Genomic DNA, 23,507 nt, shown 5'->3' on the forward strand with positions numbered 1-23,507 from the left:
TAGCCGTCATGTTGGAGCAAGTTGCTGACACTTTTCGGAAGAACTGCGCAGAGGTCGAGCGGTTGCTGACCTTTGACAAGGACGTGTTGACGGTTGTTATTCAGTTGCTTGAAGGCTTGCATAGCGAACTGAAGAGAAAATCTGACAATGAGCAGATGAATGGCGGTCGCGTGCTGACCATGGTCCGGAACATTAAAGACAATGACAGCTTACGGCCCCGCTACGACACCATTCATAGCCAGGCCGTGGTTCTTTTGGTCTCCCACTTCACGTCCGCTCTTGCAGACATGTTTAGGACGTCTGTATCACAGCTTCTTGATGCCGGAGAACCGGAGAAGGTCTTGAATGAGGAGGTGAAGCTCTCCTTTCGTGAAATGAGAGACAGGGGGTGGGCACTCAAGGAATCGGCCGCCGACCTTCTTATTGAAAAGAAAGACATTCATTTCCAAGACATGCAGTCAGTGGCTCGCGCCTTCAGAGACTACCTCGGCGTCCAGCTAGAGAAGGACGCGGTCACGAACGACATTATTCTGGGTCAGGCAGCTCGCCACGTAATCGTACACGCAAGCGGCAAGGCCAATGAAAGAACCGTCCGTCAGGTCTCAGGGGCCTTCCCGCGAACCTTGAAACCACGGATCAATGCTGGGGAGATCATTCGATTCGACACGTCCGAAGTCTTGATACTCAGAGACCAAATGCAGATCTATGTCGACAGAGCCATTAAAGCCATCAGCGCTGTGCCATGACGGCTAACAAATCGCTGCAGCGCACGGGTGGCCGGTGGTACTTGGTATGCGAGTCGCTGGCCGGTATCGATAATGTGCCCATCATCAGCCTCGGCGAGCCACCCGCCGGTGAGCTCAGTCGTTATGCGGCAAGGTAATGTGCGAAGTAACTGACGAAATCGATCGTGCCATTGAGTCGCTTCAGCTGAAAGGCAAAGTGGCAAGGCTCTCGCGCCCCAAAGCGGAAGAGGTCAACCGAACGGTCTTGGCCCGGTTTTCTGGTGGCAAAAATCGGCGTTGGTGGTGGGAGGCCTTCCCGCAGTCTGAATCCGTGTCGTTCGATGATGGCTTAGGATATCAACGAGTTCCCAACGTGGTTCCAAATCCAAGCGAGCGGTGTTGGTTCATCGTAGAGGGCCAAGAGAGTGGGCCGTACCCGGTATATGAGGCTTCACCGGAAGAGGCCGTGAGCATCATCGGAGAGTGCTTTGGCTTCGAGTACTACATCGTTCCCAAAGACCTATCCTGGTTGGTCTGTGAGAATCACCACGGCAGAGTCATTGGGTGCGGAGAGTCCGTTGAAGATGCAATACGGCGTGTTGCAGCATAACCATTCGCTGCAGGCGCGACGGCCCTGACGGGCCGCGGCCTGAGCTCAAACGTTGGGCGCAAAACAACATCGGGAGGGGTGTCTGTGAATAGAGGGCAAAGACAAATCGTTGCAGAAAAGGTGGCCTCCACCGTTCGGGTTCTAGAACTCCTCGGATTCGACTACAAAGTATCGGCTCCGAAGAACAAAAGAGAGAAAGGAAATAAATCACCCCGTGTGGTTTACGTTGATGTTGGGAAACAGCATCAGCTTCGTATCTACAACAGCGTCACTGGACATACCTGGGCCAATCTTCCAAACGGCAAACCAATTGCGCAGGTAAAGAGTATCGAAGATCTGTTTAATTATTTGTCCGGGTTAAAACCGTGAGCGCGCCCAACAAGGCGCTCCAGCCGACGTCGCCGCTTACGCGGCGCCGCGTCTGAGCTTGGTCGTAGGTTTCCATGGAGAATTGCATGAAATCTGAAGTTACAGACAACCTTTCCGTACTAATAGACGCTGACAATGCTCAGGCGTCGGTAATTTCAGATGTCCTTGCAGAGGTCGCGAGGTACGGAACCGCAACAGTTAAGCGCGCCTACGGCGACTGGACTACCCCAAATCTTTCGGGCTGGAAGGACGTACTTCACGATCATGCCATTCAGCCGATTCAGCAGTTCCGCTATACCACTGGCAAGAACGCCACCGACTCGGCACTCATCATCGAGGCTATGGACATCCTGCATGGGGGCAAGGTCGATGGCTTCTGTCTGGTCTCATCGGACAGCGACTTCACCAGGCTTGCTACCCGAATCAGGGAGGCCGGGCTCTCAGTGTATGGGTTTGGGGAGAAGAAAACTCCTAAACCGTTCATGGCGGCGTGCGACAAGTTCATCTATACCGAAATCCTCCGCAAGCCCGCCACTGGGGCAGCTGTTGAAGCGCCCATTCAGGGTCCACTGAAGTCCTTGATCATTCCGGCTGTGGCGGCGGCGGGACAAGATGACGGGTGGGCATTCTTGGGCGTAGTTGGCGGTCTTCTTCTGAAGAATGACCCCTCCTTTGACCCTCGCAACTTTGGATTTAGGAAGTTAGGAGAACTGGTAAAGGCTCAGCCATACCTAGAGGTCAAGTCGGTTCCTTCCAGCGAGGACTCACAGAGTATGCAGATATATGTACGAGCGAAGGAAGCCTAATCATTCGCTGCAGGCGCGATGGACTTAACGGGCTGCGGCCTGAGCTCAAGCGTTAGAGAAATAAGGAGTGTAGTTCATGAATCGAGTGTTAATTCCGTCTTGCGGTCCTTCGAGCTGGCGCCAGTTACTTGCTGATCCGGATAAGCATTGGGTACGCGGTGCCTCGGCATTTGAAACAGCTATATCGTGGGAAGCCGCCCAGAGAACGGATCGCGGCCTCCCGGGGCAGATCGCGGCCCTGCTTGATACTCAGGAGGTATTGAAAAGTTCAAAGGTGCTTCTGGCGCTGCCAGAACATCAAGTTAAGCTGCAAGGTCGAGGAAAAGCTTCTCAGAACGATGTTTGGGTGCTGTTGAAAGCACCCGATGGTTACGTATCGATGGCTGTCGAAGGTAAGGCGGGCGAGACGTTCGGCGAGTTGCTCGATGTTTGGTTCAAGGATGCCTCGCCTGGAAAGGTCACTCGTCTAGAGCATCTATGTAGTTTGCTCGGTGCCGCATATCCTCCGGATAACAAGCTTCGGTATCAGCTCTTTCATCGCACCGCGTCCGCGCTGATTGAAGCCGAGCGCTTTGGAGCCAAGTACGCCGTAATGATGGTCCAGTCGTTTCGGTCGGATCCTGTGTCCTTGGCCGATTTCGTGGCGTTCGGCGCTGCCCTCGGAGTCGATGTCGGAGAGGGACGATTGGTTAAGGTACCTCGAACAGACAGTCTCAGCCTCTACCTCGGGTGGGTCTCGTGCGATCCCTCCAATGACGATGTCATCGCGAGTGTGGTTTAACGATAAATAGAGATCAGATCGATACAAACCGGCCAGTATACTTTGAGAACAACGGGGTCAGACTCGATTGAAAGCTCACTTATCAGTGGTAAGCGGCGAAGCAAGTACCAATCGAGTCTGACCCCATTGAGGACCGGACAGACCCAGTTTTTTCATTGGCGCTGACTCGTTTAGAATGTCGGCTGATCCGGTTCCGCGCCGCCACTCGCCATGAGGCATTACCATGAACACCAGCCGCCCTGTCTATCAGCATCCGTTCTTTTCCGACCTGCCGCGCCACTTGCAGGTGCTGTACAGCATGATCCTGCTCATCCTGGGCCTCGGCTATCTGTTCGCGGTGATCCAGATCTTTGAGGTACATGCGGGCGTGGACGGCAAACCCGGCTTGTCGGTGCGTGACATCCAGATCGCCTACGCCGGTACGCCGGACAACAGCCGGTTGGAGACCGCGCTGCGCGGACCGATGGCTGGCATGGCGAGTCCGGAACAGATCCGGCAGATCATCGCCTGGGTGCGCACCGGCGCGGACGAGACGGAGTTCGCGGCTGAGATCGAGCCCATCCTGCGCGCGCGCTGCGTGGCGTGCCATTCCGGCGCCGACCCGAAGCTTCCCGCGCTGGTTTCGTACGCGGACGTCACGCCACTGGCGGCGACCGATGGCGGCGTGTCCATCGGCACGCTGGTGCGCGTCTCGCACGTTCACCTGTTCGGCATGACCTTCATCTTCGCGTTCATGGGTCTGATCTTTAGTCACGCCTATGTGCGTCAGCGCTATCTCAAGTCGATCCTGATCGCGCTGCCCTTCCTCGCGATCTTCATCGACATCGGTTCGTGGTGGCTGACCAAAGTGTCGATGGTGTTTGCGTATACGGTGTTTATCGGCGGCGGCGTGATGGGGATTGCCTTCGCGTTGCAGTGGCTGATCTGCGCCCATCAGCTGTGGTTCCTGCGCGCACCGCCGGAGGGCGCGCGGCCGGATTGAAATCAAGAAGTGGAAACGGGGACAGATTTAAAATCTGTCCCCGCTGCAACATAAATTGTGGTTCAGGACGGCGGCAGCAGCTCCGCCGGCAGTTGCCCGCCCGCGGGCGGGGCGATCTCGGATGCGATGGCGGTCGGGTTCAGGGTGTCGCCGGCCGCTTCGCCGTCTTCATTGGGGTCAGAGTTTCCATCCGATCCGTTGCAGGCGGCAAGTCCGGCGAGAAGGAGCGCCGGCAGGATACGCAGGGTGCGTTTCATCTTTTCCTCCACCTCAGTATTTGACCCAGTATTCCGTCCCGGCCGTGATGACGGTCAGCGGGTTCTGGATCAGGTCCGCGATCACCGGGTTGGCGCTGTAGGCCTGGCTGCCGGCCCACACGATCTGGGCGTCGGCGAAGGTCGCCGCGATATCCTCGAGTGAGATATCGGCCTGTGCCGTGTACTTGTTCCAGCCGGTGGCATGGGTCGGAACGATCCGCAGCGTCGGCGCATCAACGCCTTCCCAGACGATTTGCGTGCTGCCCGCGCAGGATTGTGTGGTGCGGAATTGCAGCGAGGCGAGCGGCGTGTTGGGTGCGGTGAAGCGGAAGCTCACCTGATAGAACAGCGCGTCGTCCGCACCGACATCAGAGGAATCGCGTTCCCACACCAGCTTGACGGGATCGCCCGAGTCGTCAACGCTCGCCTGCCCGACGGGCGAGCTCATCGGACGTGCGGTGATGCCGGCGGGCAGTTCGATCTCGACCTTGTAGGTATCGTAGTTGCCGAGCTCGTCCTCGCAGCCGTGATTGATGTTGGCGACCGCGATGAACGAGCGTCCGGCCTCCGCCGTGGCGTCGACGAAAGTGACATGGGCATGGGCCGCCGGGACGGTGGCGAGCAGCAGCAGGCCCGAGCCGGACAGCAAAGTCGTGCGGATTTTCATTTGAATCAGCCTCCCTCGAATGTGAAATCAGGAAGGGCATCTTAATCAACCCGCGTGCGTCTGATAATGCGACATATTGCCGCACCCCGTGCCTGGCGGAACCCACGGTATACAGATAAACAGGAACACCGAAGGTGCGACAATTTGCCGCATTTACCGCACTACCATGTCGATTGATAATGGCCGCTCATTCATTCCGGGGGAACGATGCTACGGATCACCGCGGCCAGCCTGGCAGTCATCGGTATCATCCATGCGGAGCCTGTCCTCGCCTGCGCGACCTGTCTGTGCGGAGACCCGACCATCACGACCATGGGGGCGGAGAAGCCCTTCGCGGGCCGGCTGCGCATCGGCGTGGATGCGCTGACGCGCGGGGAGACGGTGGGTGATCCCGGCGTCGACGGCCAGGACATCGATGAGACGCGCGTCACCTACAGCCTGAGTTATGCGCCGAGTGCAGACTGGATCTTCGCGGCCAGCCTGCCATACGTGCACAAGGAGGTGCGGCGCTTCGATCTCTCGCATGAGACGGCGAGCGGTCTCGGCGACGCCGATCTGTCCGCGCGCTGGTACCTGCGCGACGCCGCGCAGATTCCGGCCCGCCATCTGTGGGGCCTGCAGTTCGGCGTGCGCGTTCCGACCTCCTCCGAACAGCAAAGCAACGGCGTTCCGATCGATATCGATGCCCAGCCCGGCGGCGGGGCGACGATCCCGAATCTCGGCGTGTGGTACGGCTATTTCCGCACGCCGTCCTTTTTCTATCTGAGCGCCGCCTACCAACATGCCGTGGACGAAGGCTATCAGGGCTATGAGGCCGGCGATGTCATGCTGATGACCGCGCATGCGCAGTACGCGCTGGCCGGTAACGGGCTGGCGCTGTCCTTCAGCCTCGACGCGCGCAGCAAGGAACACGATCACTATTCCGGTGTGGTCGACCCGGATTCGGGCGGCGTGCTGGTGATGGCGACGCCGGGCGTCGTGTGGATGCCGCTGACGGACCTGATCGTCAACCTGAGCTATCAGATCCCCGCGATCGAGAATCTGCACGGCCGGCAGGAAGAGGACCCCGTGTTCCGCATCGGAGTGACCTATGATCTGTAAACGATCCCTCGGCATCGCGCTGATGCTTGCGGGCGCCGCGGCCGTGTCCGCCTGCAATGAGGATGACAGCATCGAGTCCGGCCTGACCGTGCATCTCGCCGAGCTGCATGCCAGTGCGCGCGCGGGCGAGGAGCCGGTCGAGGTGACGGTCACCCCGAGCAGCCCGCTCATCGAGGGAGGATATGACCAGGCCAATCTCGAGAAACACCCGATCCGCGACGCCAACGGCCGCTCGCTCGCGCTGTACCGCGCCTACCTGGTGCTGGATAACCTGGAGCTGGTGCCGTGTACCGGCCTGGCCGCCTTGCCGCGGCGTCTGCTGGATGCGATCGTGCCGGCGGCGCATGCCCATGCCGGTCATGGCAGCGAGCCGGTCGGCGGCCGCGCGCTGGATCATCCGAACGTGATCGATATCGTCACCCAGGAGGAATTCATCCTGCCGCTCGGCGATCAGGCCATCGCGCCCGGCCGCTACTGCGGGATCCGCGCCGCGCTGGTCCGTCTGGCGTCCGAGGCCTACGGCACGCCGGACTACGCGGCCGCCTCGAATGACGACCCGACCACGGCGCCCGAGGTCCCGGAAATGGCGGGCCGGATCTTCGCCATCCGCGCGGACTATTGCGCCGAGACCGACGGCTCCGGTTTGTGTACGCGGCGCGTGAAGGTGGATGTCGACGATGGCGGCCTGCCCGAACCGGCGCCGGTGATGTTGTCCTTTGATGCGCCGATCGAGCTGAGTGCCGCCCGGCGCGAGGTCTATATCATCGTCGGCATCGCCCACGGCGAGTGGATGCGTGATGTCGATGTGACCCGGCTCGCTGCCGATGCCGGTGAACTCCGGAAACTGCTGGACAACATCGCCGCCTCGATCCACGTTTACGGCGCCGGCCTCGGCGCGTTACCGCCGAATATCGCGGGATGAGCCGCGGAGCGAAGGGGTCGGATTCGCGAATCCGTCCCCCGTTCGTAATTCAGCCGTGATTCAGCGTCGTCGCAGCAGGATGACCGGTCCGCCAGGAAAGTAAGGCTGCAGACGATAGTCCTCCGCCAGCCGTTCGAAGGTCGCGCGCGCATAGAAGCAGACGTGCGTCGGATCGTTCTTGTAATACCAGTCCGCGAAGGCGGGCGCCTCATCATAGAGGCTGGTCATGACGCCGATCCAGCCGCCGGGCCGGACCAGCGAAACGATGCGCCGCCATTCCCGTTCCGGGCGGGCGAAATGCTCCGCCGCCTCGGTGCAGGTCAGGAAATCGTAGGTTTGCGCCAATGTGCCGCGATCGGGGGCATAGAACGGATCGTACAGGCGCATCGGGAAGCCCGCCGCCTCGAACATCATCGCCAGCGCCGGGCCGGGCCCGCAGCCGTAATCGATGCCCGTCGCGCCGGGCGCCAGCCGCGGCGCCAGCGGCTCGAACAGTTGCGCGAGGAAGCGCCGGTAGCCGGCGTCGCCGGGATCGTTATTGTGAAGGTCGTAGCGTTGCTTTTCCCGGTCGGCTGTCAGATGATGGCGCGCAGGCACGTGGATCAGCGCGCAGGCGGCGCAGCGCAGGTACGCGCGCGCGCCGTCGCGGTGATACGGCGCGGCATCGGGCGCGCCGCACAGCGGGCAGGCGCCGCCGTCCCGGGGGGCGCGGGTCTCTGCCGATGTTCCGGTGCCGGTCGTCATGTCAGTCAAAGCTCATGGAGGTTATCGCCATGCCGTCGTTCGATGTCGTCTCCGAAGTGGACAAGCACGAGCTGGCCAACGCGCTCGATCAGGCCAATCGCGAGGTCGGAAACCGCTTCGATTTTAAGGGCACCGGCTCCAAATATGAACAGGAGGAGCAGGTGGTCACGCTGCATACGCAGTCCGATTTTCAGCTCAAGCAGATGCTGGACATCCTGCAGGACAAGCTGACGCGCCGCGGCATCGACATCGCCTGCCTCAAGATCGACGAGCCCGAGATCTTCGGGCGCGAGGCGCGCCAGCGCGTCACCGTGCGCGAGGGACTGGAGACGACGCTGGCCAAGGAGATCGTCAAGCGGATCAAGGAGAGCAAGCTCAAGGTGCAGGCGGCGATCCAGGGCGACAGCGTGCGCGTGACCGGCAAGAAGAAGGATGATCTGCAGGACGCCATCGCGCTGCTGCGCCAGTCGAAGCTGGAGATGCCGCTGCAGTTCAAGAATTTCAGGGACTGACGCCCGGGCAGGCGGGTCAGACCGCCGCTGTTCCGGGCCGGGGCTTTTCCAGCCACTGCTGGTAGGCCAGTCCGTAGTTCGTGCCTTTCGTGTCGTCGAGGTACTTCAGCAGGTACGCGGTAAGGTCGACCTGTTCGTAGATGTCGTGCGCGAGGATCGCGTACTTGATGATCTTGTCGGTGGACAGGGGCGAGAGATCGAGCCAGTTCTTCGTGTACAGCGCGTCGCACCACAGGATGTTGGTGCCGAGGTTGGGGTTTTCGTTGAGCAGCGTCGGCTTGATGCAGCGCGTTCCAAAGCCGACGAATTTTGCGAACATGAAATTCCTGCTGCGCAGGTAGGTGTCGACGTCGGCGAACAGCGGCTGATTCTCGTACAGCGGGTGGAACTCGGCCTCGCTGTGGATCAGCAGGACCTTGTCCAGCAGCTTCTCGCCGCCCTTGAACACCATCAGCTCCGCGCCCTGGACGTCGATCTTGATGTAATCCACGTCGTCGATTTCGGGGATGTCATCCAGCCGCCTGGTCTCGATGTCGTGCTGCGCGACCGGCGTGACCAGCTCCGCCAGGTTCTGGAATTTTTCCAGCAGCGGGGTGTTCGGCTTGAACAGGGAGCCGGTCGCGAACCAGTTCGTCTCCCAGAACACCGCGGGTTTTCCATCGCCGATGAAATAGGGGAAGAATTCGTGCGGCTTGCCGTAATGTTCCCGCAGCCGTTCGCACTCGGCCCGGTTGGGCTCGAAACCGATCAGGCGCACCAGTCCGGAGGCGATCAGGTGCGCGTAGGGCGGCTTTTCCGTCATGCTCGCGCCGACATCGAGAATAGTGATCCGGGTTTCCGGCTGGATCAGCTCGGAGAGGGAGAAGTTCAGCATGATCGTCCTGCTCGTGGGCTCGTGGCCGGCGGTCTGCGATCGGTATAGTTCTAATAGTCGCCGCCTTGGGCTATTTGACCATGGAACCGGAACGGCGCTCAAGGCGGAATCGCGGACGGTCCGCGCCACGGCGTGGCATCGCGTCACAACCCCTTAGCCTGGCTGGAGATTTTCCGCGGTGGCGGGAAGGCCGTCCGGCCTCAGGTCCACAGCAGGCGCAGCGCCACCAGCACCAGCAGCAGCGCGAACAGGCGCCGCAGCCGCGCGACGGGCAGGCGGTGCGTGAGGCGCGCGCCCAGGGGCGCGGTGAAGATGCTCGCCGCGGCGATCGCGATCGCCGCCGGCCAGTTGATGTAACCGCTGCTGCCGGGCGGCAGGCCGGTCACGTCGAGTCCGGCGATCAGATAGGCGGCCGTCCCGGTCAGTGCGATGGGCAGGCCGCAGGCGGCCGAGGTGGCGATGGCGCGGCGCAGTTCGACGCGGCACCAGGTGAGGAACGGCGTGGTAAGCGTGCCGCCGCCGATGCCGATCAGCGCGGACACGGCGCCGATCGTGATCCCCGCCGCGCCCATGCCCGCCCGGCCGGGCAGCGCGCGTCGTCCCGCCGGCATGGCGCCGAGAGCCATCTGCAGCGAGACCGCCAGCATGAAGACGCCGAAGATGAGGCGCAGGGTCTCGCCGTCGACCCGGTCCGCGAGCATCGCGCCGGCGGCGGTGCCGAGCACGATGCCCGGCATGAGCCGGCGTGCCAGCGGCCAGGAGATCGCGCCGTGACGGTGGTGGGCGCGGATCGAGGACAGCGCAGTCGGGATGATGGTCGCGAGCGAGGTTCCGATGGCGCTGTGCATCAGCGCGTCACCGTTCTGGGCCGCGAACAGGAATGCGAGCGCGGGCACGATGATGAGGCCGCCGCCGATGCCGAACAGGCCGGCGAAAAAACCGGTGGCGGCGCCGAGCAGGAGATAGAACGGCAGAAACTGCGGGAGGCTCTCCACCGGTGCGCGCCGCGCCGTCGCGCTCAGCGGATCCAGACGGTCTTGGCGTTGACGAACTCGAGCATGCCGAGGCGCGCCAGCTCGCGCCCGTAGCCGGAATCCTTGACGCCGCCGAAGGGCAGGCGCGGGTCGCTCTTGACCATGCCGTTGACGAAGGCGCAGCCGCACTGCAGCCGGCGCGCGACGTGCTCGCCGCGCGCGGCGTCGCGCGTCCACACGCTGCCGCCGAGTCCGAAGCGCGAGGCGTTGGCCAGTTCCACGGCCTCCGCCTCGTCGCGCACGCGCAGCACCGCCGCCACCGGGCCGAACAGTTCCTCGTCGGCGGCCGGCATGCCGGGCGTGACGCGGTCGAGGATCGAGCCGTGATAATACGCGCCCGGTCCCGGGATCGGCTCGCAGCCTGTCACCGCGACGGCGCCGCGGGCGATGCTTGCCTCGACCTGGCGGTGCAGCTCGTCGCGCAGGTCCGGCCGCGCGAGCGGCGCCAGCGTGGTGGCCGGATCGAGCGGATCGCCCGCGCGCAGCGCCTCCACGCCGATGCGGAAGCGTTCGACGAACTCGTCGGCGACGGCCGCCTCGACGATGAAGCGCTTGGCGGCGATGCAGCTCTGGCCCGCGTTGACGAAACGCGAGGCGACGGCGTTCGCCGCGGCGAGCTCGAGGTCCGCGTCGGCCAGCACGATGAACGCGTCGGAGCCGCCCAGTTCGAGCACGCTCTTCTTGAGCGCGCGCCCGGCGGCGGCGCCCACCGTGCGGCCGGCGGCCTCGCTGCCGGTGAGGGTCACCGCGCGCACGCGCGGGTCCGCGATCACCGCCCCGACCTGTCCGGACTCGATCATCAGCGTGGTGAACGCGCCGGGCAGGAAGCCGGCGTCGCGGAACACTTCCTCGATGGCGAGCGCGCACTGCGGCACGTTGGAGGCGTGCTTGAGCAGGGCGGTGTTGCCGGCGGCGAGCGCCGGCGCGGCGAAACGGAAGACCTGCCAGAAGGGAAAATTCCACGGCATGATCGCGAGCACGGGGCCGAGCGGCTGCCAGGCGACGAGACTGCGGCCGGCGTCGCTGGCGACGGGTTCATCGGCCAGGAAGGTGGCCGCGTGGTCGGCGTAGTATTCGCAGCCGAGCGCGCACTTCTCGACCTCGGCGCGCGCCTCGCCGATGAGCTTGCCCATCTCGAGGGTGATCAGGCGGGCGAGCGGGTCGAGCCGTTCGCGCAGGAGCCAGGCAAGCTCACCCAGCAGCTCGCAGCGGCGGGCAAGCGGGGTATCCGCCCACAACGCCGCCGCGGCGGCCGCGCCGTCGAGGGCGGAATCGATCCGGGCCTCGTTCCAGGGCTCGATCACCTTCAGGACGGACCCGTCGGCCGGATTGATCGATCGGAAAGCCATGCATCGACTCCATATATATTGCGCTCCAGATTAACACAGCTCATGGCCGGGATGGAGCCACGCGGCGCCGGAACCCGGGGACAGGCGCGCCGGCGCAGCCCGCGCCTGACAAAGCGCGGCGGACTCGCGTAAAATCGGCAGGCGCGCCGGCGGCCGGGGAAGACCGGATGTGCGCGTCGCGTCGAGCCAATCACCGGAGAGTCGTAATGCCCTTGAGAGTTGAACCGGCGGTCAAGCCGCTCGTATGCCTGCTGGGAGGCACCGGCTTCGTCGGCGGCCACCTTGCCGCCCTGTTGTCCGCCCACGGTTACCGCGTGCGCATCCCGACGCGGCGCGCGCAGCGTCACCGGGATCTGCGCGTGCTGCCCGGCGTCGAGCTGGTCGAGGCCGATGTCCACGATACCGTCGCCCTGCGCGCGCTGCTGCAGGGCTGCGCGGCGGCGGTCAATCTGGTCGCCGTCCTGAACGAGGGCGGCGCCGGCCGCTTCCAGGACGTCCATGTCAAATTGCCGCGCAACCTCGTCAAGCTGTGCCGCGAGGCCGGGGTGAATCGCCTGCTGCACATGAGCGCGCTCAACGCCGACGCGCAGCGCGGGCCGAGCCGCTATCTGAAATCCAGGGGCGAAGGCGAGGACCTGGTGCACCAGGCGGAAGGCCTGGAGGTCACGACATTCCGTCCGTCGGTCATCTTCGGACCCGACGATCACTTCTTCAATCGCTTCGCCTGCCTGCTCCGACTGCCGGTCCCGGTGTTCCCGCTCGCCTGTCCGCGCGCGCGCTTCGCGCCGGTGTTCGTCGGCGACGTCGCGCAGGCCATGCGCATCGCGCTGGAGGATCCGCGCACGATCGGCCAGCGCTACGACCTGTGCGGGCCGCGCGCCTATACGCTGAAGGAACTGGTGGAGTTCACCGTGCGCGTACTCAGGCTGCGCCGCCAGGTGCTCGGGCTGTCGCCGATGCTGTCCCGCCTGCAGGCCGCGGTGATGGGCCATCTGCCGGGCAAGGCCTTCACGCACGACAACTATCTCTCGCTGCAGGTGGATGCGGTGTGCGGCGGCGATTTCCCCGCGGTGTTCGGGGTCGCGCCGGCCACGGTGGAGGCGGTGGTGCCGGTGTATCTGGGGCACCGCGATCAGCGCGGACGGTTTGACGAATACCGCCAGCGCGCGCGCCACAATTATTGAGCCGCCGCCGCGGACGACGTTCATTCGCCGTCATTCCCGCGCGGGCGGGAATCCAGTACCCTGATACATCGATCCCGTACATCGATCCCGGCGCGGCGCAGCGCCCGGGAGGTCTGAAATCCGTGGAGGCGCCATGAAGGCCTACATCGTCGGCGGCGCGGTGCGCGACAGGCTGCTTGGACTCCCGGTGCGGGATCGCGACTGGGTGGTGGTCGGCGCGACGGCGGCGGATATCGAGGCGATGCGCGCGCGCGGCTTCCGGCCCGTCGGCCAGGACTTCCCCGTCTTCCTGCATCCCGAGACCCACGAGGAGTACGCGCTGGCGCGCACCGAGCGCAAGGTGGCGGCGGGCTACAAGGGCTTCACGGTGCAGGCGACGCCGGAGGTGACGCTGGAGGAGGACCTGCACCGGCGCGATCTCACCATCAATGCGATGGCCGAGGACGAGGACGGCGCGCTGATCGATCCCTTCGGCGGCCGGCGCGACCTGCACGATCGCGCACTGCGCCATGTGTCGGAGGCCTTCGCCGAGGATCCGGTGCGTATCCTGCGCGTGGCGCGCTTCGCCGCCCGTTTCGCACCGCTCGGCTTCACGGTCGCGCCGGAAACGCGCGCGCTGATGCGGCGCATGGCCGAGGCCGGCGAGGTGGACGCGCTGGTGCCGGAGCGCGTGTGGCAGGAACTGCTGCGCGCGCTCGGCGAGACCCGACCGTCGGCGTTCTTCGAGACCCTGCGCGCCTGCGGGGCGCTGGCGCGCCTGTTCCCCGCGCTCGACCGCCTGTGGGGCGTGCCGCAGCCGCCGCAGCACCATCCCGAGATCGATACCGGCGTACATACCATGATGGTGCTGGAATGCGCCGCGCGCCTGAGCGGCGACACCCGCGTGCGCTTCGCCGCGCTGGTGCACGACCTCGGCAAGGGCACGACGCCGCCCGAGCAGTGGCCGCGCCACATCGCGCACGAGGAGCGCAGCGTCACGCTGGTCGAGGAACTGTGCCGGCGTTACCGCATCCCCAACGACTACCGCGACCTCGCCGTGCTGGTCGCGCGCTATCACGGCCAGGTGCACCGCGCCGAGGAACTGCGACCGGAGACGGTGCTGCGCCTGCTGGAATCCACCGACGCCTTCCGCCGCCCGGAGCGCTTCGAGCAGTTCCTGCTCGCCTGCGAGGCCGACTCGCGCGGCCGCACCGGCTACGAGGACAGTGTGTTCACGCAGGGGTTCTATCTGCGCCGTGCCTTCGCGGTGGCGCGCGCGGTGGACGCGGCGGCGCTCGCGAAGGAAGGCTTGACCGGCAAGGCACTCGGCGATGAACTGGCACGCCGCCGCGTCGAGGCGCTGACCTCGATCCGACCGCAGAAGTAGGGGACAGGAAGGACCCGGGGACAGATTTTAAATCTGTCCCCATTCACCATGTAGCCCGGATGAAGCGCAGCGGAATCCGGGGCAGGGCTTACGAGGAGGACTTCCCGGATTCCGGCGCTGCGCGCCTGCATCCGGGCTACATCGGAGAATCGCGGTATTGTAGGTTGGCGCTGAGCGCAGCGAAGCCCAACGGTCGACAGCGCGATGTTAATGTATAGGGGACAGATTTAAAATCTGTCCCCGTTTGACCGCATCCGAAGTGCAACACGCCTTTTGATTGATCACTCAATCCTGCTTTTCGTCTCCCCACCGCGGCACGAGCGCATGCTCGACGCCGAGGTGGTCGAGGATGCGGGCGACGACGAAGTCGACCAGGTCCTCGATCTGCTGCGGGCGGTGATAGAAGCCGGGGTTCGCCGGCATGATGACGACACCGAGGCGCGCGAGCTTGAGCATGTGTTCGAGGTGGATGGCGGACACCGGCATCTCGCGGTGCACCAGGATCAGCTTGCGCTGTTCCTTGATGACGACGTCGGCGGCGCGCTCGAGCAGGTGGTCGCTGCTGCCCATGGCGATCGCGGCCAGCGTGCCGCTGGTGCAGGGACATACGACCATCGCGTCCGGCGCGCCGGAGCCGCTGGCGAGGGGGGCGGTCCACTGGTCCTTGCCGTAGACCTGCAGCTGGCCGGGTTCGGCGCCGTAGTATTCACTCAGGAAGCGTTCGATCTCGCGCGGCACGCCCGGCAGTTTCAGATCGGTTTCCATCGCGATCACCACCTGTCCCGGCGGCGACAGCATCAGCGGCACCTGCACGCCGGCCTCGATCAGGCATTCCAGCAGGCGCAGGCCATAGGCCGCGCCGGAGGCGCCGGTCATCGCGACGGCGACGGTCTTAGTCGTCATGGCGCAGGGCCTCGAGCAGCCGAGTGTGGATATTTTCGAATCCGCCGTTGCTCATGATCAGGATGTGGTCGCCGCCGCGGCCGTTGGCCTTCAGATGGTCGATGATGGATTGTACCCGATCGAATACGCGCGCGCGCGGGCCGATCGCCTCGGCGATTTCGCCCAGCGACCAGCCCAGGTCGGGCGGCTGGAACAGGATCACCTCGTCGGCCAGTGCGAGCGCCGGGGCGATCTGTTGCTTGTGCACGCCCATCTTCATCGTGTTCGAGCGCAGCTCCAGCACCGCGACGATGCGCGCCGGTCCGATGCGGCCCCGGAAGCCGTCCAGTGTGGTCGCGATCGCCGTCGGGTGGTGGGCGAAGTCGTCGTAGACCGCGATGCCGGCGACCGTGCCGCGCAGCTCCAGCCGGCGGCGGACGTTGCGGAACTCGCCCAGCGCCGCGATCGCCTCCAGCGGCGGCACGCCGGCGTGGCGCGCCGCGACGATGGCGGCGAGCGCGTTGCTGATATTGTGGCGTCCGCTGAGCTCCCAGCGCACGGCGCCGATCTCGCGCGCGCCGTGCATCACGGCGAACTCGCCGCCGTCGGCCCTGAGCGGGCGCGCCCACCAGTGCGTGGCGTCCGGCGCGTCGTCACCGCGCAGGTGTTCGACCGGGGTCCAGCAGCCCATGCCGAGCACGGTGTTCAGCTCGGCGTCGTCGACCGGCGAGATGATCAGGCCCGAGCCGGGCACGGTGCGGACCAGGTGATGGAACTGGCGCCGGATCGCGGCGAGGTCGGGGAAGATGTCGGCGTGGTCGAATTCGAGGTTGTTCATCACCAGCGTGCGCGGCCGGTAGTGCACGAACTTCGAGCGCTTGTCGAAGAAGGCCGAATCGTATTCGTCGGCCTCGACGACGAAGAACGGCGCGTCGCCGAGGCGGGCGGAGCCGCTGAAGTTGAGCGGGGCGCCGCCGATCAGGAAGCCCGGCTTCAGCTGCGCGTATTCGAGGATCCAGGCCAGCATGCTGGAGGTCGTGGTCTTGCCGTGCGTGCCGGCCACCGCCAGCACCCAGCGATCCTTCAGCACGTGGCGCGCGAGGAATTCCGGTCCCGAGACGTAGTCGAGCCCGCGGTTGAGCACATGTTCCACCGCCGGATTGCCGCGCGACAGCGCGTTGCCGATCACTACCAGGTCCGGCGCCGGTTCGAGGTGTTCGGGCTTGTAGCCCTCATAGAGCCGGATGCCGCTGTCCGCCAGCTGGGTGCTCATGGGCGGATAGACATTGAGGTCGGAACCCTCGACCTCGAGGCCGAGCTCGCGCGCGATCAGGGCGATGCCGCCCATGAACGTGCCGCAGATCCCGAGGATGTGAACGCGCATCTCAGTTGGTCTCCGGAAAGAACAGGATTCGGGTCACGCTGTAGGATACGAACAGATAGACCAGGGCCAGCAACACCCCGATCGGCAGCCGGGTCGACAGCGTGTGGCGCAGGATGTGGCCGATCACCATCAGATCCCACAGCAGCCAGATCCACAACAGCAGGGAGGCGAACATCAGGGCGGAGCTGATGGTGTCTTCGGCCAGCCCGGCCTGCTGCCAGGAGAGAATCGGCAGGGCCACGATCTGCAGGATCGCGCCGGTCCCCAGCAGCGCGGTCAGCGTCTGGCGATAGCGCACCAGCATATCGCGGCTCCACAGCAGGGCGAACAGCAGCCCCGCGAGCAGCCCGATGTCCTGCCCCACCAGCAGCGTCGCGTGCGCGACATCGAGATTCTGCAGCGACATCAGCATGCCGGCGGCGAAATAGCCCAGGCCGCTCAGCCACAGCAGAAAGCCCGAGGACGGCAGGTCCTGCGGTCCCGCGCGCAGCAGGCAGATATCGAAATAGCGCTGCAGCAATCTACCCATTCATTCTCCCTGGAATCTGGCGTGCGCCTGCATGGCCGGCCGTCTGCCGGCAACTACATGGTGAAGTACTTGGCCTGCGGGTGGTGCGCGACGATGGCGCTGGTGCTTTCCTCCGGCCACAGCTGGTCCTCGTCGCCGAGCGTGACGCCGATGCGGGAGGCGTCGAGCAGCGCGAGGATCTTGTCCTGGTCCGCGAGGTTGGGACAGGCGGGATAGCCGAAGGAATAGCGCGAGCCCCGGTAGCCCTGTTTGAGGACCTCGTGCATGGCGCGCGCCTCTTCCCGGCTGAAACCGAGCTCGGCGCGAATGCGCTTGTGCACGTATTCCGCCAGGCCTTCGGTCGATTCCACGTTCATGCCGTGCCAGTACAGGTATTCCTGGTACTGGTCGGCCTTGAACAGTTCGCGCGCGAAGTCCGACGCGTGTTGCCCGACGGTGACGAGCTGGAATCCGACCACGTCGATCGCCCCGGATTCGCGCGGGCGGAAGAAATCGGCCAGGCAGAGGTGGCGCCCCTTCGGCTGGCGCGGGAAGGTGAAACGGCAGCGTTCGCGCTGGCCGGCGGGATCCTCGTACACGATCAGGTCGTTGCCGTCGGCATTGCAGGGGAAGTAGCCGTATACCGCCTGCGGGCGCAGGATATCCTCCCGTTCGCTGCGTTCGAGCAGGCGGTTCAGGATCGGGTCGAGTTCGGCGCGGGCGAAGGCCTGGTACTCGTCCTCCGAGCGCCCGGCGGCCTTGTAGCCCCATTGGAACTTGTACAGGGTCTTACGGTTGATATAGGGCACCACCGCCCGCAGCGGTATGCGCTCGATGCAGCGGCTGCCCCAGAACGGTGGCGCGGGGACCACGTTATCGTGCCGGATGCCCGCCGGCTCGCCGTCGTGGGGAGGCTGGTCTGTCGTATCGATGTCCGTCACGTCGGACATCATACCGTGACCGGGTGTAAGACTTAAGCGGATTTGCGCGTGCCGCGCGGATCCCGGCGACCCGGGGCGCGTCAGCGCCAGCAACTGCGATAGGCGACCTGGAGGGCGTCGAGGCGGTCTTCGTCCGTATCGAGATACAGATCCATGTTGAGCTGGAAGCGGGTGAAGTCGAGTTTGATCAGGGAGGCGCTGTCGAAGGCGCCGCCGCAGGCGACGCGCTTTCCGGACAGGAACAGTCCGGGGGCCGCGGCCACTTCGCCGGCCACCGACCACAGGCTCGACAGCCAGCGATTCGCCAGGTCGGCCTGCCGGGCGGCGCTGCCCAGGAGGCTTGTCGGGGGGCGGCACGGCCGGGCCTTGTGCCAGGGGTCGATGCAGACCGCGGCGCTGACGGCCTCGGCCACCGGGGCCAGGGTGTGGGTCAGGGGGCCGGCCTGGGCCGCCGGCGCCGCCAGGGCGGCGAGCAATAGGCTGATGACTGAAAGGGGGGTGGTGCCAGTGGATACCGCCATGCCGTGCGCCTGGTGCCGGATACGGGGGACAGAGTAGCCGGTTTCCCCCGGTCCAGCCGTGATGGCTATCGCATAAGCCGAGGTCATGCCCGGGGGCGGCCGCACCGGCCGCGACTCATATTTTTCCGCCCGGATGCCGCTAACTTCGCAGGGCTATTCGGGATGACCCCGGCGCGGTTCCGCGCGCGCCGAGGCCCGGTGCCCGTATCTACGATTCCAGAAACCCAAATAGCGTGAGGCTACGGCAAATGATCAATAAAGAAGAGATCGACAAGGCCATCGGTGCCCATGGCATGTGGAAGGCGCGCCTCAAACAGGCGATCGAGACCGGCAAGAGCGAGGTCTCGGCGGACACGATCCGGCAGGACAATCAGTGCAATTTCGGCAAGTGGCTCTATGGAACCTCCCTCAGCGCGACGGACAAGTCCTCGGCGCATTACCGGTCGGTGCGCGAGCTGCACGCCGAATTTCACAAATGTGCCGCCCGTGTCGCGGATCTGGCGGTCACCGGGCAAAAGGATGAGGCGGTCAGGATGCTCGCGCTGGGCGGCGATTTCGCCTCGGTATCGTCCCGGCTGACGGCCGCCATGATGGAGTGGAAAAAGGTTTAGTATAGAGAAAGCATGGCCGCGGTGAGACAAGCGCCGCGGCCATCCGACTTCGGAGACGGAACCCCATGAATCCATTACTGCGTTTGAAAACCTACGGACAGAGCATCTGGCTCGATAACATCCACCGCAATCTGCTCGAATCCGGCGAGCTGGAACGCATGATCCGCGAGGACGGCATCTGCGGCATCACCTCCAATCCGACCATCTTCGAACAGGCGATCAACGGCAGCCCGGATTACGATTCCGCCCTGCAGGCGCTGGTGACGCGCAGTCCCGGGCAGTCGCCGCAGGAATTGTTCTACACGCTGGCGGTGGAGGACATCCAGGCGGCGGCGGACATCCTGCTGCCGGTCTATGAGTCGAGCGGCCATCGCGACGGCATGGTCAGCCTGGAGGTCTCGCCGGAGCTGGCGCACGATACGGCGGGCACCATCGCGGAAGCGCGCGCGCTGCACAAGCGCGTGGACCGTCCGAACCTGATGATCAAGGTGCCGGCGACCCGCGAGGGGCTGCCGGCGATCCAGCAGCTGATCGCCGAGGGGATCAACGTCAACGTCACGCTGCTGTTCGCGGTCGACCGTTACCGCGCCGTGGCCGAGGCCTATCTGGCCGGTCTGGAGGCGCGCCGCGACAGCGGCCACAAGCACAACGATGTCGCCTCCGTCGCCAGCTTTTTCATCAGCCGGGTCGACAACCAGGTCGACAAGCTGCTGGAGCAGAAGGCGGCGGCCGCGCCGGAGGGCGAGCGCGCCGCGATCCTCGCGCTGCGCGGCAAGGCGGCCATCGCCAACGCCAAGCTGGCCTATCAGGTCTATCGCGAGATGTTCGGTTCCGGCCGTTTCCGCGCGCTCGCCCATGCCGGCGCGCATGCCCAGCGCCTGCTGTGGGGCAGCACCGGCACCAAGAATCCGGATTACAGCGACGTGCTCTACGTCGAGGAGCTCATCGGTCCCGAAACGGTGAATACCGTGCCGCCTGGGACGTATCTGGCCTACCGCGATCACGGCGATCCGCACGTCACGCTGACGCAGGGCGCCGGGGAGGCGCGTGAGGTGCTGCAACGCATCACCGGCCTCGGCATCGATCTCGCCGCGATCACGCGCGAGCTCGAGGCGGACGGCGTGAAGAAGTTCGCGCAATCCTTCCACACCCTGCTGGACGTCATCGCGAAGAAGGTGGCGGGGATGTCGCCCGCGCGTGCCAGCGGCGGGACTCGCCGCAGCTGATCCCGTATGATAAAGGTCCCCGGCGCCATCCGCCGGGGACCTTTTTCTTTTTTATCCTATCGGGGACAGATTTATTTTTCCGATTTTGCGTCCGGACGCCCCGCCAATGGCGACGGGTAATCCGGGAAAAATAAATCTGTCCCCATTTTTGCATTTTTGACTCCGGCGGGAGGCGATGGAGCGGGAACTGGCGAATGCCATCGCGGAGGCGATCCGCGCGGCCACCGGCGCGTCCTTCACCGTGCGCGGACAGGAAGGCGTCGGTGGCGGATGTATCAATGACGCGTGGCGGCTCGACGGCGACGGGCGGAGTTTCTTCGTCAAGCTGAACGATCCCGCGCGCGAGGAGATGTTCGCCGCCGAGTTCGCCGGTCTGGAGGAGCTGCGTGCGGCACAGGCCGTGCGCGTGCCGGCGCCGGTCTGTGTCGGCGTGACGGCGCGCGCGGCCTTCCTGGTGCTGGAATGGCTGGAGCTGGGGCGAGGCGGAGGCACGGGCTTCGAGCTCCTGGGGCGCCGGCTCGCCGCCCAGCATCGCGTGACGCGACCCGCGTTCGGATGGTCGCGCGACAACACCATCGGATCGACACCGCAGCCCAACCGGCCCGATGCTGACTGGGCGCGCTTCTGGGGCGAGCGGCGCCTGGGTCATCAGCTTGTGCTGGCCGCCGCCAACGGGCACCGCGGCCGTCTGCAACAGCGCGGTGAGCGCCTGCTGGCGGCGCTGCCGATGCTGCTGGCGGGACATGCCCCCACCGCCGCGCTGCTGCACGGCGATCTCTGGTCCGGTAATGTCGCCTTCACCCGCGACGGCGAGCCGGTCATCTTCGATCCGGCGGTCTATTTCGGCGACCGCGAGACCGATCTGGCGATGACCGAACTGTTCGGCGGCTTTCCCGCCGTTTTCTACGATGCCTACCGCGAGGTTTTGCCGCTCGATCCCGGCTATGACCTGCGCCGGACGCTCTACAAGCTCTACCATGTGCTCAACCACCTCAACCTGTTCGGCGGCGGCTACCGCGCGCAGGCGGAGGCCATGATCGACGCGTTGCTGGGGGAAGTGGGGCAGTGAAAGGAAGGGCCCGGGGCCAAGGACCAAGTAAAAACCGGGTTCCTGATCCTTACGGGCCCTGTGGGTCGGGAAAATTCATCCGCGCATCGAGTAAAACATCTGCGGGAGGGAACGGACTCAAGTCCGTCCCCGGGTGGCCGGGGTTTACCTGAAGTCGAGCTGCAGCATCTTGCCGCCGGTCTTGTCCGCCAGGGTCTGATATTCCCACTGGGTGGTGGGGTTGGAGCGGCCGATCGGCAGGGTGAACACCGGGCTCGGGATGTCGAGATAGAAGATGCGGTCATCCGAGGGCTCGTCGCCGAGCAGCAGGTAGGCGCCCGGCTTCTTGGCGTTCATGGCGGCCTTGCGGAAGGCGTCGCCGATGGTCTCATTGGCGCCGATGAAGGGCGCGCCCTGCACGAGCTGGTCGAACATCTCGCCCATCGAGCCGGTGTAGGTCTCGGCCTTTTCATCGGAAAACCAGGTGATGGCGTCGAGATGCTTGCCGGAACGGATCACGATCACGCGCAGTATCGGGATCAGGAAGGACGACAGCCCGTGCATGGAGCCGGTGGCGTCCACCACCAGGTGCAGGTCCTTGCCGGGCAGGTCGCGCAGGCCGGTGATGAAGATGTCGAAGTCCTTGCGTCCCTGGCCGGTGGAGAGCTGGGCCGCCTCGAGCGCCCGCTGCATCTGGGCATCGGTGCTCATGCCGGCCATGTCGTCGATTTCGCGCATCAGGCGATTGCGATCGGCGTCGCTTTGCTGCAGTTCCCGGCGCATCTCCTCGATCCTTTCCTTGAGTTGCGGGGTCTCGTACTCCTCCGCCAGCCGCGAGGTGATCAGGATCAGGACGAACAGGAAGATGAAGGTCGCCAGCATGAGCAGCGCCATGTCCGAGAAACTCTCGTGGATGTTCGTGAAGGTGAATTTGCGACGTTCCTTCATGACGCGGTCCGCGGCTCAGGTTTCCCGGCGCCAGAGGGCGTCGCGCAGGCGTTCCCACCAGGATTTGTTGATCCGCCGCATCGCGGTGATCTCGCCGCGCATCATCTCGATGTTGTGCTTGTGCAGGCGGAGATTGTCGAACAGGATCTTGTTTTCCTCCTGCGACACGTCACGCAGCAGGGCGGCCTCCTCGCGGAACCGGGCCATGGTCTCGCGTGACTCGTTGAACGCGTGCTGCAGCACCTTCATGCGCAGACCGAGCGCCTCGATCTGGGCGTCGAGCTGATGCAGGTCGCGCTGCATCGAGGGCTGCAGGTCGGCGGCGCAGTGCACCAGGCAGGTCCGCATCACGGCGTCGTACACGCTGTTGATGCCGTGCTCGGTGATCTGGGCGAACACGCGCAGCAGCACACCGCCGAGCACTGCCCCGAGCAGGGTGGTGTAGAAGGCGGTGCCCATGCCCGCCATCGCCTTGCGCATGCCGCTCAGCATCATTTCCGAATCGTGGCCGAGCGCCTCCAGCGATCCGGTCAGTCCGGTGAGCACCAGGGTGAGTCCGACCACGGTGCCGATCAGGCCAAGGGTGATGAGCAGATTGCCGATGACGTCGGTCGAATGGCTGATGCGCTGGTAGATCGACAGTTCGCTGGTGAGCAGCGCCTCGGTGTCGACGCTGCCGTTGCCGGACTGCGTCGTCTTCTTGAGCGCGCTGAAGAAGCGACCCACGGCGCGGCGGCGGGAGAGCCTGTCGATGGCGGTCAGGCCCTTGCCGGCGACCCGTTCGTCCACCTGGTTCGCCACCAGCGCCTCCAGCGTGATCAGGATCGTGACGATGAAGCTGGCGATGAGGCCGAACACGAACAGGCCGATGATCAGCCAGGTGACGCGGCTCTGGTCGGTGCGCACGAACTCCCACACCTCGCCGCCGCGATACAGGGAGAAATAGGTGATGACGGCGGTGGCGGCCCAGATGATCCACAGCAGCAGTGTGCGAAAAGGTTTTTGATTCATCCGATTACCTTAAGTCATCGCCGCGATGCAAACCACGGGACCGACGGCGCGGACCGTGCGCGCGGGCGGGTCTGGTCGCGGGACTGGGCGGGTCGCGTTTCGGGTGAAATGCATGATGAATTGTAATAGAGTTTAACCCCGGAC

General features: G+C 64.8%; 27 protein-coding genes. 14 read left to right on the plus strand and 13 right to left on the minus strand.

Features of this window, described 5'->3' with window-relative positions:
* Positions 1-8: 8 nt before the first annotated feature.
* The 6 genes from IPM20_10660 to IPM20_10685 all read left to right on the plus strand — a co-directional run bounded on the left by IPM20_10660 (position 9) and on the right by IPM20_10685 (position 4,273).
* The gene (locus IPM20_10660; GenBank protein ID MBK9132078.1) at positions 9-746 is read left to right on the plus strand and encodes a hypothetical protein; all 738 of its coding nucleotides are present in this window, start codon (positions 9-11) and stop codon (positions 744-746) included.
* Entirely contained in the window at positions 743-883 is a 141-nt protein-coding gene (locus IPM20_10665; protein ID MBK9132079.1) for a hypothetical protein, read from the plus strand. Before IPM20_10660 ends, IPM20_10665 begins: the two co-directional genes overlap by 4 nt.
* A 536-nt stretch (positions 884-1,419) precedes the next feature.
* Positions 1,420-1,704: a hypothetical protein gene (locus IPM20_10670; protein MBK9132080.1), complete on the plus strand. Its 285-nt coding sequence runs from the start codon at positions 1,420-1,422 to the stop codon at positions 1,702-1,704.
* Positions 1,705-1,790: 86 nt separating this feature from the next.
* On the plus strand, positions 1,791-2,510 hold the full coding sequence (locus IPM20_10675; protein ID MBK9132081.1) for an NYN domain-containing protein: 720 nt from the start codon (positions 1,791-1,793) through the stop codon (positions 2,508-2,510).
* Positions 2,511-2,586: 76 nt separating this feature from the next.
* Positions 2,587-3,291: a hypothetical protein gene (locus IPM20_10680; GenBank protein ID MBK9132082.1), complete on the plus strand. Its 705-nt coding sequence runs from the start codon at positions 2,587-2,589 to the stop codon at positions 3,289-3,291.
* A gap of 223 nt (positions 3,292-3,514) precedes the next feature.
* Positions 3,515-4,273, plus strand: a complete 759-nt coding sequence (locus IPM20_10685; protein MBK9132083.1) for a hypothetical protein — start codon at positions 3,515-3,517, stop codon at positions 4,271-4,273.
* Positions 4,274-4,335: 62 nt separating this feature from the next.
* Here IPM20_10685 and IPM20_10690 read toward each other — a convergent pair whose 3' ends face one another.
* Entirely contained in the window at positions 4,336-4,530 is a 195-nt protein-coding gene (locus IPM20_10690) for a hypothetical protein (protein ID MBK9132084.1), read from the minus strand.
* Between the two features lie 13 nt (positions 4,531-4,543).
* Positions 4,544-5,197, minus strand: coding sequence for a DUF1775 domain-containing protein (locus IPM20_10695; protein MBK9132085.1), 654 nt, complete (start codon positions 5,195-5,197; stop codon positions 4,544-4,546).
* 207 nt (positions 5,198-5,404) lie between these two features.
* Here IPM20_10695 and IPM20_10700 point away from each other — a divergent pair, with 207 nt between their 5' ends.
* Complete coding sequence (locus IPM20_10700) at positions 5,405-6,298, plus strand: hypothetical protein (GenBank protein ID MBK9132086.1); 894 nt, start codon at positions 5,405-5,407, stop codon at positions 6,296-6,298.
* Complete coding sequence (locus IPM20_10705) at positions 6,288-7,220, plus strand: hypothetical protein (protein ID MBK9132087.1); 933 nt, start codon at positions 6,288-6,290, stop codon at positions 7,218-7,220. The genes IPM20_10700 and IPM20_10705 overlap by 11 nt, the downstream gene beginning before the upstream one ends.
* A gap of 60 nt (positions 7,221-7,280) precedes the next feature.
* Here the strand turns inward: IPM20_10705 and IPM20_10710 are convergent, their stop codons facing one another.
* Positions 7,281-7,964, minus strand: coding sequence for a class I SAM-dependent methyltransferase (locus tag IPM20_10710; protein MBK9132088.1), 684 nt, complete (start codon positions 7,962-7,964; stop codon positions 7,281-7,283).
* Between the two features lie 29 nt (positions 7,965-7,993).
* Here IPM20_10710 and IPM20_10715 point away from each other — a divergent pair, with 29 nt between their 5' ends.
* The gene (locus IPM20_10715; protein MBK9132089.1) at positions 7,994-8,476 is read left to right on the plus strand and encodes a YajQ family cyclic di-GMP-binding protein; all 483 of its coding nucleotides are present in this window, start codon (positions 7,994-7,996) and stop codon (positions 8,474-8,476) included.
* A gap of 16 nt (positions 8,477-8,492) precedes the next feature.
* On the opposite strand, the gene IPM20_10720 is transcribed toward IPM20_10715, so the two are convergent.
* From IPM20_10720 to IPM20_10730, 3 genes are all read right to left on the minus strand, one after another.
* Complete coding sequence (locus IPM20_10720; GenBank protein MBK9132090.1) at positions 8,493-9,350, minus strand: FkbM family methyltransferase; 858 nt, start codon at positions 9,348-9,350, stop codon at positions 8,493-8,495.
* Between the two features lie 200 nt (positions 9,351-9,550).
* The gene (locus IPM20_10725) at positions 9,551-10,345 is read right to left on the minus strand and encodes a sulfite exporter TauE/SafE family protein (protein MBK9132091.1); all 795 of its coding nucleotides are present in this window, start codon (positions 10,343-10,345) and stop codon (positions 9,551-9,553) included.
* Positions 10,346-10,368: 23 nt separating this feature from the next.
* Positions 10,369-11,733, minus strand: a complete 1,365-nt coding sequence (locus IPM20_10730; GenBank protein MBK9132092.1) for an NAD-dependent succinate-semialdehyde dehydrogenase — start codon at positions 11,731-11,733, stop codon at positions 10,369-10,371.
* Positions 11,734-11,939: 206 nt separating this feature from the next.
* On the opposite strand from IPM20_10730, the gene IPM20_10735 reads away from it, so the two are divergent.
* Together IPM20_10735 and IPM20_10740 are read left to right on the plus strand one after the other, a co-directional pair.
* Positions 11,940-12,917, plus strand: coding sequence for a complex I NDUFA9 subunit family protein (locus IPM20_10735; protein ID MBK9132093.1), 978 nt, complete (start codon positions 11,940-11,942; stop codon positions 12,915-12,917).
* Between the two features lie 133 nt (positions 12,918-13,050).
* Positions 13,051-14,283, plus strand: coding sequence for a multifunctional CCA addition/repair protein (locus IPM20_10740; protein ID MBK9132094.1), 1,233 nt, complete (start codon positions 13,051-13,053; stop codon positions 14,281-14,283).
* Between the two features lie 285 nt (positions 14,284-14,568).
* Here IPM20_10740 and IPM20_10745 read toward each other — a convergent pair whose 3' ends face one another.
* From IPM20_10745 to IPM20_10765, 5 genes are all read right to left on the minus strand, one after another.
* Positions 14,569-15,186 (minus strand): UbiX family flavin prenyltransferase, encoded by a 618-nt coding sequence (locus IPM20_10745; GenBank protein MBK9132095.1) that lies wholly within the window; start codon positions 15,184-15,186, stop codon positions 14,569-14,571.
* On the minus strand, positions 15,176-16,549 hold the full coding sequence (gene mpl / locus IPM20_10750) for a UDP-N-acetylmuramate:L-alanyl-gamma-D-glutamyl-meso-diaminopimelate ligase (protein ID MBK9132096.1): 1,374 nt from the start codon (positions 16,547-16,549) through the stop codon (positions 15,176-15,178). Before mpl ends, IPM20_10745 begins: the two co-directional genes overlap by 11 nt.
* A gap of 1 nt (position 16,550) precedes the next feature.
* Positions 16,551-17,078 (minus strand): hypothetical protein, encoded by a 528-nt coding sequence (locus IPM20_10755; GenBank protein MBK9132097.1) that lies wholly within the window; start codon positions 17,076-17,078, stop codon positions 16,551-16,553.
* Between the two features lie 53 nt (positions 17,079-17,131).
* Complete coding sequence (locus tag IPM20_10760) at positions 17,132-17,998, minus strand: hypothetical protein (protein ID MBK9132098.1); 867 nt, start codon at positions 17,996-17,998, stop codon at positions 17,132-17,134.
* Between the two features lie 80 nt (positions 17,999-18,078).
* Complete coding sequence (locus IPM20_10765) at positions 18,079-18,519, minus strand: hypothetical protein (protein MBK9132099.1); 441 nt, start codon at positions 18,517-18,519, stop codon at positions 18,079-18,081.
* A gap of 248 nt (positions 18,520-18,767) precedes the next feature.
* Here IPM20_10765 and IPM20_10770 point away from each other — a divergent pair, with 248 nt between their 5' ends.
* From IPM20_10770 to IPM20_10780, 3 genes are all read left to right on the plus strand, one after another.
* Entirely contained in the window at positions 18,768-19,130 is a 363-nt protein-coding gene (locus tag IPM20_10770; GenBank protein ID MBK9132100.1) for a CZB domain-containing protein, read from the plus strand.
* A gap of 65 nt (positions 19,131-19,195) precedes the next feature.
* The gene (tal, locus tag IPM20_10775) at positions 19,196-20,356 is read left to right on the plus strand and encodes a transaldolase (protein MBK9132101.1); all 1,161 of its coding nucleotides are present in this window, start codon (positions 19,196-19,198) and stop codon (positions 20,354-20,356) included.
* A gap of 175 nt (positions 20,357-20,531) precedes the next feature.
* Positions 20,532-21,425, plus strand: coding sequence for a fructosamine kinase family protein (locus IPM20_10780; GenBank protein MBK9132102.1), 894 nt, complete (start codon positions 20,532-20,534; stop codon positions 21,423-21,425).
* A 144-nt stretch (positions 21,426-21,569) separates the two neighbouring features.
* Here the strand turns inward: IPM20_10780 and IPM20_10785 are convergent, their stop codons facing one another.
* Together IPM20_10785 and IPM20_10790 are read right to left on the minus strand one after the other, a co-directional pair.
* Positions 21,570-22,298: a hypothetical protein gene (locus tag IPM20_10785; protein ID MBK9132103.1), complete on the minus strand. Its 729-nt coding sequence runs from the start codon at positions 22,296-22,298 to the stop codon at positions 21,570-21,572.
* 69 nt (positions 22,299-22,367) lie between these two features.
* Entirely contained in the window at positions 22,368-23,363 is a 996-nt protein-coding gene (locus IPM20_10790) for a MotA/TolQ/ExbB proton channel family protein (GenBank protein MBK9132104.1), read from the minus strand.
* Between the last annotated feature and the right edge of the window lie 144 nt (positions 23,364-23,507).

Source organism: Gammaproteobacteria bacterium, from assembly GCA_016716465.1.
Lineage (GTDB): Bacteria > Pseudomonadota > Gammaproteobacteria > SZUA-140 > SZUA-140 > JADJWH01.